The sequence below is a fragment of the Streptomyces sp. NPDC093544 genome (genome assembly GCF_040683495.1).
Classification (GTDB): domain Bacteria; phylum Actinomycetota; class Actinomycetes; order Streptomycetales; family Streptomycetaceae; genus Streptomyces.
Genome location: NZ_JBFBEA010000011.1, coordinates 1 through 14,848, shown reverse-complemented (window position 1 = coordinate 14,848; position 14,848 = coordinate 1). Strand labels below are relative to the sequence as shown.

The 14,848-nt window shown below is 69.3% G+C and carries 15 protein-coding genes and 1 pseudogene; 8 read left to right on the top strand and 8 right to left on the bottom strand.

From position 1 onward, the window contains the following. Positions 1–95 precede the first annotated feature (95 nt). Both AB0N66_RS18030 and AB0N66_RS18025 read left to right on the top strand, forming a co-directional pair. Positions 96–539: a sec-independent translocase gene (locus tag AB0N66_RS18030; protein WP_365435344.1), complete on the top strand. Its 444-nt coding sequence runs from the start codon at positions 96–98 to the stop codon at positions 537–539. 318 nt (positions 540–857) lie between these two features. Further along, the gene (locus AB0N66_RS18025) at positions 858–1,514 is read left to right on the top strand and encodes a hypothetical protein (protein ID WP_365435341.1); all 657 of its coding nucleotides are present in this window, start codon (positions 858–860) and stop codon (positions 1,512–1,514) included. 137 nt (positions 1,515–1,651) lie between these two features. Here AB0N66_RS18025 and AB0N66_RS18020 read toward each other — a convergent pair whose 3' ends face one another. From AB0N66_RS18020 to AB0N66_RS18010, 3 genes are read right to left on the bottom strand one after another with little or no spacing between them, the layout of a single operon-like run. After that, entirely contained in the window at positions 1,652–2,785 is a 1,134-nt protein-coding gene (locus tag AB0N66_RS18020; RefSeq protein ID WP_365436056.1) for an Mrp/NBP35 family ATP-binding protein, read from the bottom strand. Positions 2,786–2,832: 47 nt separating this feature from the next. After that, a complete protein-coding gene (locus AB0N66_RS18015; RefSeq protein WP_365435338.1) occupies positions 2,833–3,417 on the bottom strand; it encodes a DUF1003 domain-containing protein in 585 nt (194 codons plus the stop codon). Beyond that, a complete protein-coding gene (locus tag AB0N66_RS18010; protein ID WP_365435335.1) occupies positions 3,407–4,702 on the bottom strand; it encodes a CBS domain-containing protein in 1,296 nt (431 codons plus the stop codon). Before AB0N66_RS18010 ends, AB0N66_RS18015 begins: the two co-directional genes overlap by 11 nt. 226 nt (positions 4,703–4,928) lie before the next feature. Between AB0N66_RS18010 and AB0N66_RS18005 the strand changes: the two genes are divergently transcribed. Beyond that, positions 4,929–5,636, top strand: a complete 708-nt coding sequence (locus AB0N66_RS18005; protein ID WP_365436053.1) for a hypothetical protein — start codon at positions 4,929–4,931, stop codon at positions 5,634–5,636. Here the strand turns inward: AB0N66_RS18005 and AB0N66_RS18000 are convergent. Beyond that, positions 5,633–6,199 carry a hypothetical protein gene (locus AB0N66_RS18000; protein WP_365435332.1) on the bottom strand — a complete coding sequence of 189 codons (567 nt, stop codon included), beginning with the start codon at positions 6,197–6,199 and terminating at the stop codon, positions 5,633–5,635. The two genes, AB0N66_RS18005 and AB0N66_RS18000, sit on opposite strands and share 4 nt — an antisense overlap. A gap of 25 nt (positions 6,200–6,224) precedes the next feature. Beyond that, on the bottom strand, positions 6,225–7,337 hold the full coding sequence (locus AB0N66_RS17995; RefSeq protein ID WP_365435329.1) for a magnesium and cobalt transport protein CorA: 1,113 nt from the start codon (positions 7,335–7,337) through the stop codon (positions 6,225–6,227). Positions 7,338–7,918: 581 nt separating this feature from the next. Here AB0N66_RS17995 and AB0N66_RS17990 point away from each other — a divergent pair. Beyond that, a complete protein-coding gene (locus AB0N66_RS17990) occupies positions 7,919–8,503 on the top strand; it encodes a suppressor of fused domain protein (protein ID WP_365435326.1) in 585 nt (194 codons plus the stop codon). A 92-nt stretch (positions 8,504–8,595) separates the two neighbouring features. Here the strand turns inward: AB0N66_RS17990 and AB0N66_RS17985 are convergent. Then, a pseudogene (locus tag AB0N66_RS17985) lies at positions 8,596–9,861 on the bottom strand (MFS transporter). A 172-nt stretch (positions 9,862–10,033) separates the two neighbouring features. On the opposite strand from AB0N66_RS17985, the gene AB0N66_RS17980 reads away from it, so the two are divergent. The 3 genes from AB0N66_RS17980 (at position 10,034) to AB0N66_RS17970 (ending at position 12,392) form a co-directional block, all read left to right on the top strand. Further along, positions 10,034–10,675, top strand: coding sequence for a DUF6758 family protein (locus tag AB0N66_RS17980; RefSeq protein WP_365435323.1), 642 nt, complete (start codon positions 10,034–10,036; stop codon positions 10,673–10,675). A gap of 170 nt (positions 10,676–10,845) precedes the next feature. Next, complete coding sequence (locus tag AB0N66_RS17975) at positions 10,846–11,712, top strand: PHP domain-containing protein (protein WP_365435320.1); 867 nt, start codon at positions 10,846–10,848, stop codon at positions 11,710–11,712. A 74-nt stretch (positions 11,713–11,786) separates the two neighbouring features. Beyond that, complete coding sequence (locus tag AB0N66_RS17970; RefSeq protein WP_365435317.1) at positions 11,787–12,392, top strand: MarC family protein; 606 nt, start codon at positions 11,787–11,789, stop codon at positions 12,390–12,392. A 114-nt stretch (positions 12,393–12,506) separates the two neighbouring features. Here the strand turns inward: AB0N66_RS17970 and AB0N66_RS17965 are convergent, their stop codons facing one another. Continuing rightward, positions 12,507–12,659, bottom strand: coding sequence for a hypothetical protein (locus AB0N66_RS17965; protein ID WP_356270542.1), 153 nt, complete (start codon positions 12,657–12,659; stop codon positions 12,507–12,509). 238 nt (positions 12,660–12,897) lie between these two features. On the opposite strand from AB0N66_RS17965, the gene AB0N66_RS17960 reads away from it, so the two are divergent. Further along, positions 12,898–13,794, top strand: coding sequence for an NYN domain-containing protein (locus AB0N66_RS17960; RefSeq protein WP_365435313.1), 897 nt, complete (start codon positions 12,898–12,900; stop codon positions 13,792–13,794). 10 nt (positions 13,795–13,804) lie between these two features. Here AB0N66_RS17960 and AB0N66_RS17955 read toward each other — a convergent pair whose 3' ends face one another. Next, the gene (locus AB0N66_RS17955) at positions 13,805–14,680 is read right to left on the bottom strand and encodes an alpha/beta hydrolase (RefSeq protein WP_365435310.1); all 876 of its coding nucleotides are present in this window, start codon (positions 14,678–14,680) and stop codon (positions 13,805–13,807) included. Between the last annotated feature and the right edge of the window lie 168 nt (positions 14,681–14,848).

Sequence of the window (14,848 nt, the reverse complement as noted above, 5' to 3'; positions counted from 1 at the left end):
CGGACGGACGGGATGGCCGGGTACCGTGGACACGGCCCGGACCACGGAAGAACCGCCGAGGGCCCGAGGACCGAGGACATCGCAAGGAGCTTCAGGTGTTCAATGACATAGGACCGCTCGAGGTTGTGGCGCTCGTTGTTCTCGCCGTGCTCGTCTTCGGTCCGGACAAGCTCCCGAAGATGATCCAGGACGTCACGCGCACCATCCGCAAGATCCGAGAGTTCTCGGAGAGCGCCAAGGCGGACATCCGCGAGGAACTCGGCCCGGGGTTCAAGGACTTCGAGTTCGAGGACCTCAACCCCAAGACGTTCATCCGCAAGCAGCTGGACAACGACGAGCTGGGGCTCAAGGAAATCCGCAACGGCTTCGACCTGAAGAAGGAGATGGCCGACGTCACGGACGCGGTGCACGGCCGTGAGTCCGAAGCGTCCGCCGGCTCCGCCGGCACTTCCGGTGGCTCCGTCGACATGACGAAGAAGCGCGAGAAGCACGACCTCACCAAGGACGAGCGCCCGCCCTTCGACGCGGACGCCACCTGAGCCGTACGGACGCGCCACCTGAGCCGTACGGACGCGCCACCGGAGCCGTACCGACGCGCCACCGGAGCCGTACCGACGCGCCACCGGAGCCGTACCGACGCGCCACCGGAGCCGTACCGACGCGCCAGCTGAGCCGCGGACGGCCTTCGTCGCAGGTGATCTCAGTCTCACGCGGCCCTAAAACGTACCCACGCGCCGGGCGCTTTCCCGGCTGCTCGGAGTGGTGTGGCTATGCTGCCCAGTTGTTGTGCGGACCGATAAGGACGCCCGAGGGGGGCGGGCCCAGCGGTCCGACGAGAGCTAGGAGGCGTCCGGCAGATGGAGACGACAAGTCGGGTAGGCGCGCAGGCGCCGGCCGCGGAGGGCGGACAACAGGTCCCCTCCGCCCGGCGTACGGTCGACGGTTACCTGCTGGCGCCCTTCCCGTGGTACGGCCTCGATGAGGCCTTCACGGGACCGCGCTGGCTGATGCAGGTCGGTACCTCGGCGGACGGTGCCGTCGAGCACGGTTCGATCGGGCACGGCGAAGAGCCCACCGTGCGTGGCGAGACGACTGAGGACAAGGAGCGCTTCGCGGTCGTGGTGACCGTCGCGGCCAGCCCCGTACGCCGCAGCGCGGACGGTACGGGTCTGCTGGAGGCCACTTCGGTCTCCTCCGCGGCCTGGCTCGCGGGAGTGGGGCTGCTGTCCTTCACCTGGCCCGGCCAGATGGACCACACCCTGCGGGACGACTGGCTGGACCAGCAGACGGAAACGGCGTGGGTCCTGGCCGACGACCTGACCGGCCCCGACTGGTCCTCCCTGTCCCTCCCCGTGGACGGCGTCCCCACGCCCTTCCACTACCGCGAGGCCGAGTTCGGCTGGGTCCTCGCGGGTTCCACCCAGGAGGGCGTCCACGTGGGCGCGTACGGGCGGGGCATGAGCGCGTATGGGCTGGGCTTCTCGATGATCAAGGACATCGGGGCGTACGCCTAGGCGGCGGGCATACGAGGAGGGGGCGCCGTCACTCAAGACGGCGCCCCCTCTTTGTGGGGAGCGTTTCAACCCGCGGGTTCGTCGTGGTTGCTCGCGCAGTTCCCCGCGCCCCTGAAGGGGCGCCTCCAGTCCCCTGCTCAGAATTTGTTGCGCGGCGTGATGCCCAGGGACATGCCCGAAAGGCCTCGGGCTCGGCCGCCCAGTTTGCCTGCGATTGCGCGGAGGGCGGAGCCCGCAGGGGAGTCCGGGTCGGTCAGGACGACGGGCTTGCCCTCGTCGCCGCCCTCGCGGAGGCGGACGTCGATGGGGATGCTGCCCAGGACCGGGACGTGGGCGCCCGTGGTGCGGGTCAGGCCCTCGGCGACTGCCTGGCCGCCGCCCGTGCCGAAGATGTCGACCATCTCGCCGCAGTGCGGACAGGGCAGGCCCGACATGTTCTCGACGACGCCGACGATCTTCTGGTGGGTCTGTACGGCGATGGAGCCCGCGCGTTCGGCGACCTCGGCGGCGGCCTGCTGAGGCGTCGTCACGACGAGGATCTCGGCGTTCGGGACGAGCTGGGCGACCGAGATCGCGATGTCGCCCGTGCCCGGCGGGAGGTCGAGGAGCAGGACGTCCAGGTCGCCCCAGAAGACGTCCGCCAGGAACTGCTGGAGGGCGCGGTGGAGCATCGGGCCGCGCCATACGACGGGCGCGTTGCCCGGCGTGAACATCCCGATGGAGATGACCTTCACGCCGTGCGCGGACGGCGGCATGATCATGTTCTCGACCTGGGTCGGCTTGCCGTCGGCGCCGAGCATGCGCGGTACGGAGTGGCCGTAGATGTCGGCGTCGACGACACCGACCTTGAGGCCGTCGGCCGCCATCGCCGCAGCCAGGTTCACCGTCACCGAGGACTTGCCGACGCCGCCCTTGCCGGAGGCGACCGCGTACACGCGGGTGAGCGAGCCGGGCTGGGCGAAGGGGACCTCACGCTCGGCCGTCCCGCCGCGCAGCGCGGACGCGAGCTCGCGGCGCTGTTCGTCGCCCATCACGTCGAGGGTCACGTCGACGTGTGTGACGCCTTCGACCGCCGCGACCGCGGCCGTCACGGTGTCCGTGATGGTCTGGCGCATCGGGCAGCCGGAGACGGTCAGGTAAATAGTGACCGCGACCGCACCATCCGCGCCGATCTCAACCGATTTGACCATCCCCAGCTCGGTGATGGGTCGTTGGATCTCGGGGTCGTTCACCGTCGCCAGTGCTTCGCGCACCGCGTCTTCCGTAGCCACCATGCTGTCGATGGTACGGGGCTCCCCATGGGCCCAGGAAAGCCCCGTCACAGGTCGTCTGTGTCACGTCCCCGAGGGTGCTCCGGCGGGAATACCACGCGGCTGTCCGGACGCCGCTCCTCCAGTTCCCTGACCAGGTCCTGGAGCTCGGAACGGATCCAGTCGCGGGTGGCGACCTCGCCGAGGCCCACGCGCAGCGAGGCGATCTCCCGGGTGAGGTACTCGGTGTCAGCGATCGACCGCTCGTTCTGCTTGCGGTCCTGTTCGAGGTTGACGCGGTCGCGGTCGTCCTGCCGGTTCTGCGCGAGCAGGATCAGCGGGGCGGCGTAGGAGGCCTGGAGCGACAGCATCAGGGTCAGGAAGATGAACGGGTAGTTGTCGAAGCGCAGGTCGCCCGGCGCGAAGATGTTCCACAGCACCCACACCACGACGACGATGGTCATCCAGACGATGAACCGCCCGGTGCCCAGGAACCGCGCGATCCGCTCCGAGAACCGTCCGAACGCCTCCGGGTCCCACTCCGGCAGCAGTCTGCGGCGCGTCGGCTTCGGCTGGTCGAGCCGGGTGCGCGGCCGGGTGGCCGCGGTCGCCCCGGAGACGGCGCGCTCGCGCGTCTCGCGTTCAGGCGCCATCGGCCACCCCCTCGTCCTCCCCCTCGTCCTCGTCGAGGTGGAACTCCGTCTCCCGCCAGTCCTCGGGCAGCATGTGGTCCAGTACGTCGTCCACGGTCACCGCGCCGAGCAGCGAGCCGCTCTCGTCGACGACGGGCGCCGCGACCATGTCGTACGTCGCGAAGAACCCGGCGACGACGGGCAGCGCGGCGTCCGGGGTGAGGGGCTGCAGATCGTCGTCGAGGATCGAGCTGACCAGGGTGTACGGCGGGTCGCGCAGGAGCCGCTGGAAGTGCGCGGTGCCCAGGTACTTGCCCGTGGGTGTCTCGTCCGGCGCGCGACACACGTACACCTGGGCGGCGAGCGAGGGGGAGAGGTCGGGGCTGCGGACCCGGGCGAGCGCCTCGGCGATCGTCGCGTCCGGCCGCAGAATGATGGGCTCGGTCGTCATGAGACCGCCGGCGGTCCGCTCCTCGTACGCCATCAGCCGCCGTACGTCGGCCGCGTCGCCGGGCCGCATCAGTTTCAGCAGCCGCTCCACGTCCTCCTCGGGAAGTTCGGCGAGCAGGTCGGCAGCGTCGTCCGGGGCCATCGCCTCCAGGACGTCGGCCGCGCGTTCCTCCTTGAGCTTGCCGAGGATCTCGATCTGGTCGTCCTCGGGGAGCTGTTCGAGCACGTCGGCGAGGCGGTCGTCGTCGAGCGCGGCGGCCACCTCACCGCGCCGTTTCGGCGACAGGTGGTGCATGACGTTCGCGAGGTCGGCCGGGCGGAGCTGCTCGAAGGTGGCGAGGAGGCTTTCGGCGCCCTGTCCCTGCTCGTCCAGCGAGAACCCGGTGAGGGCGGACCACTCGACGGTCAGGGTTACGCCCTTGGTGCGCCTGAACGCCCCGCTGCGGCCCTTGCGGACGTACACCCGGTCGATCTCCCAGTCCCGCCGTGCCGGAAGCTGCTGGATGGACACGTCGAGCACGGTCACCTCCTCGTCCGTCTCGATGAGTGTGAGGCGACGGTCGAGGAGCTCGCCGAACACGAGCCGCTCCGTGGGCCGTTGTTCGAAGCGGCGCACGTTGAGGACTCCGGTGGTGATGACCTGGCCGCTCTCGATGCCGGTCACCCGGGTCATGGGCAGGAAGATGCGGCGGCGCGTGGACAGTTCGACGACCAGGCCGAGGATCCGGGGCGGTCGCCGCGCGACACGCAGTATGGCGACCATGTCCCGCACACGGCCCACCTGGTCGCCGTTCGGGTCGAATACGGCGACGCCGGCGAGGTGCGAGACGAAGATCCGGGGGGCGCCTGCGGCCATGCGTGCGCCTCCTGTTCCTGCCGTTTTGTCCGCTCGGGTGGGCTTCAGGCTAGCCCGTCCCGGTCGGATACGCCCTGGTGGGCGGTCCGGACGGACCCCTTCCGCCGGGCGCGGGAAGCACCGGTACGCTGCCGTACGCCGCCGCCCGGACCCCCGCTCGAAAGGCGCCCCACCTGTGACTGCAATTCTCCTGGGCCGTACCCGCAGGGCCGCGCTGGTGAGCGCGATGTGCGCACTGGTCGTGACGGGGACAGGACTGACGGGGTGCGGCAGCGAGGACCCGGACGCGGGCACGAACGGGGTGGGCAAGCTGACCGCCGCCGAGATCCAGGCGAAGACGAAGCAGGCGGCCGAGGCCGCGAAGACGGTACGGCTCGCCGGAACCGTCGTGACCAACGGGACCACCTACACCCTCGACATGAACCTCAAGGACGACGGCGGGACGGGGTCGGTCACCTCGAAGGAGTCGACCTTCAAGCTGTTGCGGGTCGGCGAGCACCTCTATCTCAAGGCCGACGCGGACTTCTGGACCCACCAGGACGGTTCGGGCGGCGCCACCTCGACGGACACGGACGTCGCCGACAAGCTCAGCGGCATGTACGTGAAGGTCCCCACCGACGACCCCACCTACAAGCGCTTCAGCGGTTTCACCGACAAGGACGTCCTCCTCGACGGCCTGCTCACCCTGCAGGGCACCCTCTCCACCGACGGCTACCACGAGCAGTCCGGCGTCCGCACCTTCCGCATCACCGGCGGCGACGGCTCGGGCGGCTCCCTGGACGTCTCCCTGGAGGGAACGGCGTACCCCCTCCTCCTGGTCCGCGCGGGCAACGCCGGCACCCTCCGCCTCACGGACTGGGGCAAGGACTTCGCCCTGGCGGAGCCCAGCAAGAAGGAGACGGTGGACTACGGGCAGCAGCTGCCGTCGTCCTAGGCCTGGCGTCGCTTGCGCTTCTTGAAGAGAAGACGGGGAAGGCCCGCGGGGGCCGGCTGCCGGGTGGTGGCGGGGGTGGGCAGCGGCGGTGCGGAGAGCGAGCCGTCGGGGAGCTCGGACGTGCCGCCCGTCGGTTCGAGGCGGAGCACCCTGCACTCGCGGGCCCAGCGCCCGGTCATGGCCTCCCCATCGGGGGCGTTCAGGCGCTTGCCCTTGAGCTCGGCGACCGCCGCCTCCCACTGAGGGGATCCGGGCGTCAGCTCCACGACCTTCGCGGCCCAGGCCACGAGCCGCCCGCCCTTGTCCTTGCTGCGTACGGTGACGACCGCGTCGCCCCCGTCGACCAGACCCGGCAGCGGCTGCTCGCCGGGCCCGTCGCCGATCAGACAGGCCGCGCCGTCGTGCCACACGTGCCACAGGGCGCGGGTGGGCACAGCACGGGCCTGCCCTTCAAGCACCGGCACCTCGCTGCCGCGGACCCAGATGAGCCCGGACTTCTTGGTGGCCTCCTCGACGAGGGCCTGGTCGAGCAGCTCTTCCGCCTTGGCGCCAAGGGTCGTCATGGCGCCAAGAGTATCGAGCGTGCCTTCACAGCCAGCCGTTGCGCTTGAGCGTGCGGTGGATCCCCAGGCAGATGGCGACCGTGACGCTGAGGATCACCGGGTAGCCGTACTTCCAGTGCGTCTCCGGCATGTGGTCGAAGTTCATGCCGTACACGCCACACACCATCGTCGGTACGGCGATGATCGCGGCCCAGGACGTGATCTTGCGCATGTCCTCGTTCTGCGCGACGGACGCCTGCGCGAGGTTGGCCTGGAGGATCGAGTTGAGCAGCTCGTCGAAACCGAGGACCTGCTCCTGGACCCGGGCGAGGTGGTCGGCGACGTCGCGGAAGTACTTCTGGATGTCGGGGTCGACCAGTCGCATCGGCCGCTCGCTCAGCAGCTGCATGGGGCGCAGCAGCGGCGACACCGCCCGCTTGAACTCCAGTACCTCGCGCTTGAGCTGGTAGATCTGCCCGGCGTCCGTGCCGCGCGGGGAGCCCTTGCGGCCGGGCGAGAAGACCTGGGTCTCGACCTCGTCGATGTCGTCCTGTACGGCGTCCGCGACCGCGATGTACCCGTCGACGACATGGTCGGCGATGGCGTGCAGGACGGCGGAGGGTCCCTTGGCGAGCAGCTCGGGGTCGTCCTGGAGCCGGTGCCGCAGTGCCCGCAGCGAACCCTGCCCGCCGTGCCGGACGGTGATGAAGAAGTCCCGCCCGGTGAAGCACATGACCTCGCCGGTCTCGACGATCTCGCTGGTGGCGGTCAGCTGGTCGTGCTCGACGTAGTGGATGGTCTTGAAGACGGTGAAGAGCGAGTCGTCGTACCGCTCCAGCTTGGGCCGCTGGTGGGCCTGCACGGCGTCCTCGACGGCGAGCGGGTGCAGCCCGAACTCGCTTGCGATACCGGAGAATTCGGCCTCGGTCGGCTCGTGCAGACCGATCCACACGAAACCGCCGTCACGGTGCACCTGACGCACCGCCTGGTGCGGCGTCAGGGGCTCGCGGGTCTCCACCCGGGCGCCGTCGCGGTAGATGGCGCAGTCGACCACGGCGGAGGGGGTCCCGGGGTCACGCGTGGTGTCGTACGAGCCAGTGTCCTTGCGCAGCGAGGGACGGGGGCGGACTGCGGCACGGAGGTCACGAATCATCGACATGGCAGGCTCCTTCGCAACGGAGGCGGCCGACGACGGTTGGAACTGCCCGGAATGGGGACGTCCTGACTACGGATGTTTGGTACGTCCACAAAGCGGGGAGCACCGCACCGTCGTGGTGGCAGCTTCGCTACTGATTCAGATCAGGCAGATCACGTCTCGATCAGACGGATCGCGTTCGGATCGAACGGATCAGGTGGGAACGAAGCGCTCTTCCGTGGTGCACCGGGCAACGCTGACACGTATGCACATGTTCGCAGGAGGCGACAGCCAGCAGGACTACAGAGCCAGCTAAAGAACTCAGCGACCGGAAGAGCGGGTAGTACTGCACGGGTGACTTCGATCCATTGCAGCCCCACCTCCTCCGGTCGGTCCCCCGTGAGGGACGATCCATCCCCCGTAGGGGGTCCAGCTCCCTCCACAGGGGAGTCGGACGGTTCCCCCGTGGGGGGAGTCAGCCTCAGAGGGCCGGGACTTGAGAGCGACGCTTCTGCGTGCTGCCCCGGCCGAGGGCCAAGAGTATCAGCGCACCGATGCGTCAAGGTGCCGCTTTGCCCCGTCCTAACGAGTTCTATGCTCGGCTCATGGCTGATGTTCTTCCTCTGGTCGAGGCCCGGATACGTTCCGCGCTGGGCGAACCCGACGCGCGGGCCGCGGTCACCTTCCTCGGTACCGACCGCGTCGAAGTACTGCGTTTCACCGAGGGAGACATCGTCCGCTACGCGACGCTCGGCATGTCCGCCCAGCCGATGGCGGACCCCACATCGGTCGTCGCCGACCCTGTGAAAGGCCCGCGCGCCGAGCTGGTCCTTTCCGTGCGCGCCGGCGCCGCCGACACCGACAAGGTGCTCCGCCCGCTCGCCGTACTCGCCGCGTCTCCGCAGGTCGAGGGCCTGATCGTGGCCCCCGGCGCCTCGCTCGACGTGGGTGAACCCCTGTGGCCGGGCGCGCCGTTCACCTCCGTACTGGTCGCCGAGCCCGGCGGCCTGGTGGAGGACCTCGACCTGGACGAGCCCGCCGACCCCGTACGTTTCCTGCCGCTGCTCCCCATGACGCCGAACGAGGCCGCGTGGAAGCGCGTGCACGGCGCGGGCGCCCTCCAGGAGCGCTGGCTGAGCGGTGGAACGGACCTGCGCGATCCGCTGCGCAGGTCCGTTCCGCTGGACTGAGGTCTTTTTTCTGTTCCGGTTCTGTTCGGGGTTCTGTTCCGGGTTCTTTTTTGGTTTCGGCTGATCCCAGGTCAGACCCTGGCTGAAATCAGTCAGTTGGCAAAAACGGTGACACTGTCCTTCGTGGCGTGCCGCGGTTCCAGCTCCTCGGCGTCGTGCGTGAGCGCGTCCCGTCGTACGAAGACCACCGCGGCGCCGATCACCGCCGTGACGGCCGCGACGACGAACGGGATGCGGATGTTGCTCCATCCCTCGATCTTCGGCGCGAAGTAGGGCGCCGCCGCGGCCGCGAACCACCGCACGAAGTTGTACCCGGCGCTCGCCACCGGGCGCGGTGCGTCCGAGACGCCCAGGGCCAGTTCCGTGTAGACGGTGTTGTTCACGCCGATGAAGGCGCCGGACAGGATCGTGCAGACGACAGCGGTGGTGTGGCTGCCGTAGCCGAGGACGAGTACGTCGAAGGCGAGCAGGATCAGCGAGCCGCCGAGCACCTTCAGCGAGCCGAAGCGGGCCTGCATGCGCGGGGCCACGATCACCGAGAAGAGGGCGAGCAGCAGACCTCAGCAGAAGAAGACGGCGCCCGACTTGTACGGGGTCATGTTCAGCACGAACGGGGTGAAGGCCAGCACGGTGAAGAACGTGTAGTTGTAGAAGAACGCCGAGACGGCCGCCGAGGCGAGGCCGCCGTGGCCCAGTGCCCGGATCGGGTCCAGCAGTGAGGTCTTCTTCGTGGGCTTCGGCTGCTCCTTGAGGAACGCCGTGATGCACAGGAAGCCGACCGCCATCAGGAACGCGGTGCCGAAGAACGGGTAACGCCAGCTGGCGTTACCGAGCAGCGCGCCCAGCAGGGGTCCGCACGCCATGCCGAGGCCCAGGGCCGACTCGTACAGCAGGATCGCCGCGGCGCTGCCGCCGGCCGCCGCGCCGACGATGACGGCGAGGGCGGTGGACACGAACAGTGCGTTGCCGAGGCCCCAGCCGGCCCGGAAGGCGACGAGTTCGCCGACCGATCCGGACGTGCCGGCGAGGCCCGCGAAGACGACCACGAGGGCGAGGCCGAGGAGCAGGGTCTTCTTGCCGCCGATGCGGCTGGAGACGAAGCCCGTCAGGAGCATCGCGACGGCGGTGATCAGGAAGTACGAGGTGAAGAGCAGCGAGACCTGGCCGGTGGTGGCGTCAAGGCCCTTGGCGATCGACGGCAGGATCGGGTCGACGAGCCCGATGCCCATGAAGGCGACGACGGACGCCCCGGCCGTCGCCCAGACCGCCTTCGGCTGGCGCAGGATGCTGCCGGCTCCCGCGTCGAAGGGGTCGTCGATCGGGTCCGCTTCAGCCGCTTCTCCTGTGGTGGTGCGCATACGTGGTCCTCGCAGTCCTCGACCAGATCGTTGACGTATACACATAATAAGTTAGGTCGACTAAATAATGCAAGCTACATCTACTTTTCCCAGGCGACCCCGGGTGAGGTGCGGGCGCCGGACGGGTGATCGTCCTTGACGCGGCGAAGGACGGGGAGGACCGTTGGGCCTTATGAGGGGCGAACCCAGTTGCCCGAAGTGTGGTGGCCGGGTCAGGGCTCCCGGCCTCTTTGCCGACTCCTGGCAGTGCGATCTGCACGGCACCGTGCATCCGCTGCAGCCCGTGATCCCGCCCAGCGTCGAAGCCCTCGGCGTGGTGGTGCATCGCGCCCGGGTGCCCGTGTGGATGCCGTGGCCGCTGCCGGTCGGCTGGCTGTTCACCGGCGCCGCCTTCGCCGGTGACGACCGCAGCGGCGGGCGTGCGACCGCCGTCGCCTGCTCCGGGCCCGGACCGCTCGGCGGTATAGGGGAACTGGTCCTCATCGCCGAGGAACTCGGCGTCGGCCTCGGCGCGCGGTACGCGGGAGTCGACGGGCCCGACCCCGGCCCGTACATGAGTGTCGAGAAACCGCCCCAGGCGAAGGTCCTCGCGGCAGGCCGGCCCACCCCCCTCTGGCATGTGGCCGGCGCCCCCGACGACCGCGCCGTCTTCGCGGGCGAGGCGCTCGGGCTGTGGCTGTGGGCGGTCGTGTGGCCCGAGCAGTCCGGACTGCTGATGTACGACGAACTGGTGCTGACGGACCTGCGGGACGCGGGCGCCGAGGTGGACCTGCTGCCGTGCGGGGCGCTGTCGCCGCGGATCCTGGAGCCGTAGGGCTCGCGGGCGGTTCGTAGGCGGTTCGCCTGCGATTCGTAAGGGGTTCGTAGGGGGCGCCGGGTGTATGCGGGTGTGACAGGGGAGGGTCGGATTCCCGTTACCCTTGGGTGTTCCCTTCCCCGCCCTGGGTGTCCTCTTCCGTACTGTCACCGTCTGGAGTCCGCGTAGTGCGCATCGACCTGCACGCCCACTCCACCGCGTCCGACGGTATGGACACCCCGGCCCAGCTGGTCCGCAACGCCGCAGCCGCCGGCCTGGACGTCGTCGCGCTTACCGACCACGACTCGACCCGCGGGTACGCCGAGGCCATCGACGCGCTGCCTGCCGGGCTGACGCTGGTCACCGGAGCCGAGCTCTCCTGCCGCCTGGACGGCATCAGCATGCACTTGCTGGCCTACCTCTTCGACCCCGAGGAGCCCGCGCTGCTCGACGAGCGTGAGCTCGTACGGGACGACCGGGTGCCGCGCGCCAAGAGCATGGTCGCCAGGCTTCAGGAGATCGGTGTGCCGATCACCTGGACGCAGGTGGCGCGCATCGCGGGCGAGGGTTCGGTGGGACGGCCCCATATCGCCTCCGCCCTGGTCGAACTCGGCGTCGTACCGACCGTGAACGACGCCTTCACCGAGAAGTGGCTGTCCGACGGCGGCCGGGCCTTCGTCGAGAAGCACGAGACCGACCCCTTCGAGGCGATCCGGCTGGTCAAGAGTGCGGGCGGCGTCACCGTCTTCGCGCATCCGGCCGCCGCCAAGCGCGGCCGGACCGTGCCGGACTCCGCGATCGCGGAGCTGGCGGCCGCGGGTCTCGACGGCATCGAGGTCGACCACATGGACCACGAACCGGCCACCCGGGCGCGCTTGCGCGGCCTTGCGGCCGAGCTGGGGCTGCTGGCCACCGGGTCCAGCGACTACCACGGCAGCCGAAAGACGTGCGTGCTCGGGGAGTTCACGACCGATCCCGAGGTGTACGGGGAGATCACCCGGCGGGCCACCGGGGCGTTTCCGGTGCCGGGGGCGGGCGGGGACCAGGGTCTGTAGGTCCCTCTCCCCGGTTCGCCACTCCTGTTCTCGTCATTCCTGGTTCACCCCTCAATACCTGCAAGGCCTCCCCTGTGTTCGACGTTGCTGTCTTCGGTTCTCTGTTTCTCACTCTCTTCGTGATCATGGATCCCCCTGGGATCACCCCGATCTTCCTCGCGCTCACCGCGGGACGCCCCGCCAAGGTGCAACGGCGGATGGCCTTCCAGGCCGTCTGTGTGGCCGGCGGAGTGATCGCCGTGTTCGGGCTGCTCGGGCACCAGATCCTGGACTACCTGCATGTGTCCGTGCCCGCGCTGATGATCGCGGGCGGCCTGCTGCTCCTGCTGATCGCCCTCGACCTGCTGACCGGCAAGACCGACGAGCCCAAGCAGACCAAGGACGTCAACGTCGCCCTCGTACCACTGGGCATGCCGCTGCTCGCCGGACCCGGTGCGATCGTGTCGGTGATCCTGGCGGTGCAGAAGGCCGACAGCGTCGCCTCGCAGGTGTCCGTGTGGGCCGCGATCCTCGCCATCCATGTCGTGCTGTGGATCGTGATGCGGTACTCGCTGCTGATCATCCGCGTCATCAAGGACGGCGGTGTGGTGCTGGTGACGCGGCTCGCGGGCATGATGCTGTCGGCGATCGCGGTTCAGCAGATCATCAACGGGGTTACGCAGGTGATTCAGGGGAGTTGAATTGCGTCGGGGGCGGGTTCGTCAACGGGCGGGTTCGGCAAGGGGCCGGTTCGAGAACGCGCAGAGCCCCGTACGGCATGGTTGCCGTACGGGGCTCTGAAGTCTGTCCGCGTGTTATGAAGCGGATGAGTCGGCCGGGCGGATCCAGAGTCGCTGTCCTATGGCGGCAGCCTGCTGAACGATCCGGTTGACGGAGGCGGCGTCTACAACGGTGCTGTCCACGGCTGTTCCGTCGACGTCGTCGAGTCGCATGATTTCGAAGCGCATGGGCTTCTCCCTTCGTCTGGTCATCCTCCTGAGGAGAACTACTTGAGTGGCGCGTGAGGCGTCGGTGCCCCTCGCTCCATACGGATTCAACGGGATGCGTGTTACAAACATTCCCTACGCTAAGGAAATTTTTCGCGTCGCTAACTACTTGCGAGTACGCGACCCCTCACTACTTGTGAGTAGCGGACTGATCGGGACCGGTTGTGTTCGAAGCGTGACCGCCGGGACAATGGAGGCGATGAACGACGACCTCGGGACGCTCGGCGCCCGCATCGACCGCACGAACGAGTTGCTCCAGCGCATGCTCGCCGAGGTGGCCAAGACGCCCTCGACCCATGCGATCTTCGTCGACGCCGGGTATCTGTACGCGGCCGCCGGACGACTGGTCGCCGGCACCGAGGACCGTCGCTCCTTCGATCTGGACACCGAGGGCCTCATCGAGGCGCTCATCGACCGGGCCCGCACGATCTTCGCGGACAGCAGGCTGCTGCGGGTCTACTGGTACGACGGCGCGCGGCGCCGTATCCACACGGCGGAACAGCAGTCGATCGCCGAACTGCCGGACGTGAAGGTGCGGTTGGGCAACCTCAACGCCAACAACCAGCAGAAGGGCGTCGACTCGCTCATCAGGTCCGACCTGGAGTCCCTAGCCCGGCACCGCGCCATCAGTGACGCCGCGCTGCTCGGCGGCGACGAGGATCTGGTGTCGGCGGTCGAGGCGGCGCAGGGGTACGGGGCGCGCGTCCACCTGTGGGGCATCGAGGCGCCGGAGGGCCGCAACCAGGCCGAGCCGCTGCTCTGGGAGGTCGACAGCCAGCGCACCTTCGATCTCGACTTCTTCAAGCCGTACGTCGCGCGGCGGACCTCCGCCACGTACGACGCGACGGCGGCGGCGCGGCCCTCCCGCGATGACGTGCGGTTCGTGGGCGCGCAGGTCGCCGCGAAGTGGCTCGCGGCGCGGGGGCGCGAGGCACTGGTGGACCTGCTGCCCGGGCATCCGTATCTGCCCGGCTCGGTCGACCAGGATCTGCTGGTCGAGGCCGAGGGGCTGTTGCAGTACTCCCTGCGGGGACAGGCGGATCTGCGGCGGGCGCTGCGGGACGGGTTCTGGGAGCACCTTCGGGCGCAGTACTAGCCCGCCCGTACTAGTGGCGCTCCTGGATCTGGTTCCAGAAGTCTGCGAGGGCGCGGGCTGTTTCCTTGGGGCGGTCCGTGTTCGGGGAGTGCTCCGAGCCGTGGATGACCGTGCGGCGCGCGTCGAGGCGTACGGCCATGTCGTCGAGGAGCGGTAGCGGCCAGGTGTTGTCCTCGTCGCCGGACAGGACATGCTTCGGCAGGGGGAGCGCTGCCAGTTCGGCGACGCGGTCCGGCTCGCTGCACAGCTGGCGGCCGGTCGCGATGAGCTGGGCCGGGCTGTTGCCGAGCCAGCGGCGGCGTAGGTCGGCGCGGTCGTCGAGGCCTGTGTCGAGGCCGCCGGTGTCGGTGTCCTCCGGCGGTTCCATCGCCTGCATGGCTTCCCATACCTCGGCCATGTCCATTACTGCGAGCGCGTCCCGGAGCAGTTTGGCGCGCTGTTGCTGGGAGACGGAGATCTGGGCGGGGCCCGAGGAGATGAGTGTGAGGGAGACGAAGGGGGACGGGTTCAGGAGGACGGCGGCGCGGGCGATCTGGCCGCCGAGGGAGTGGCCGACGAGGTGTACGGGGGTGCCGATGGCGTCCGCCTGTGCGAGTACGTCCCTTGCCAACTCGCCCTGCGCGTACGGCGTTTCGTCGTCCCGTGGGCCGGGGGACTCGTGCTGGCCTCGGCCGTCCACGGCCACGGTGCGGTAGCCGTCCGCCGCGAGCGGTTCGTGCAGCGAGATGAAGTCCTCCTTGCTCCCGGTGAACCCCGGCAGGAACAGCACAGTGCCCCTGCGCTGCCCCTGTGCTGCCGCTTCGAGCGCGGCGAACTCGCCGCGTGCGGTGTGGAGGCGGAGGGCGTGTACGCCGGGGGGAGGGGTGAAGGTGGCGGGCCTGCTCATGGTTCGAGGCTATCCGGCGTTGCTCGTGGTGCGCTGGGTGGGTGCCTGCGGGTGGGTGTCTGCGGTCGGGTGTCTGGGGTCCGGTGGGTGGGTCGGGGCCGGGGGCCGGTACATCCGCCCGTCGCCGCCGGATCAGGCGTTGGGCAGGATGCGGGGGTCCGGTGACGC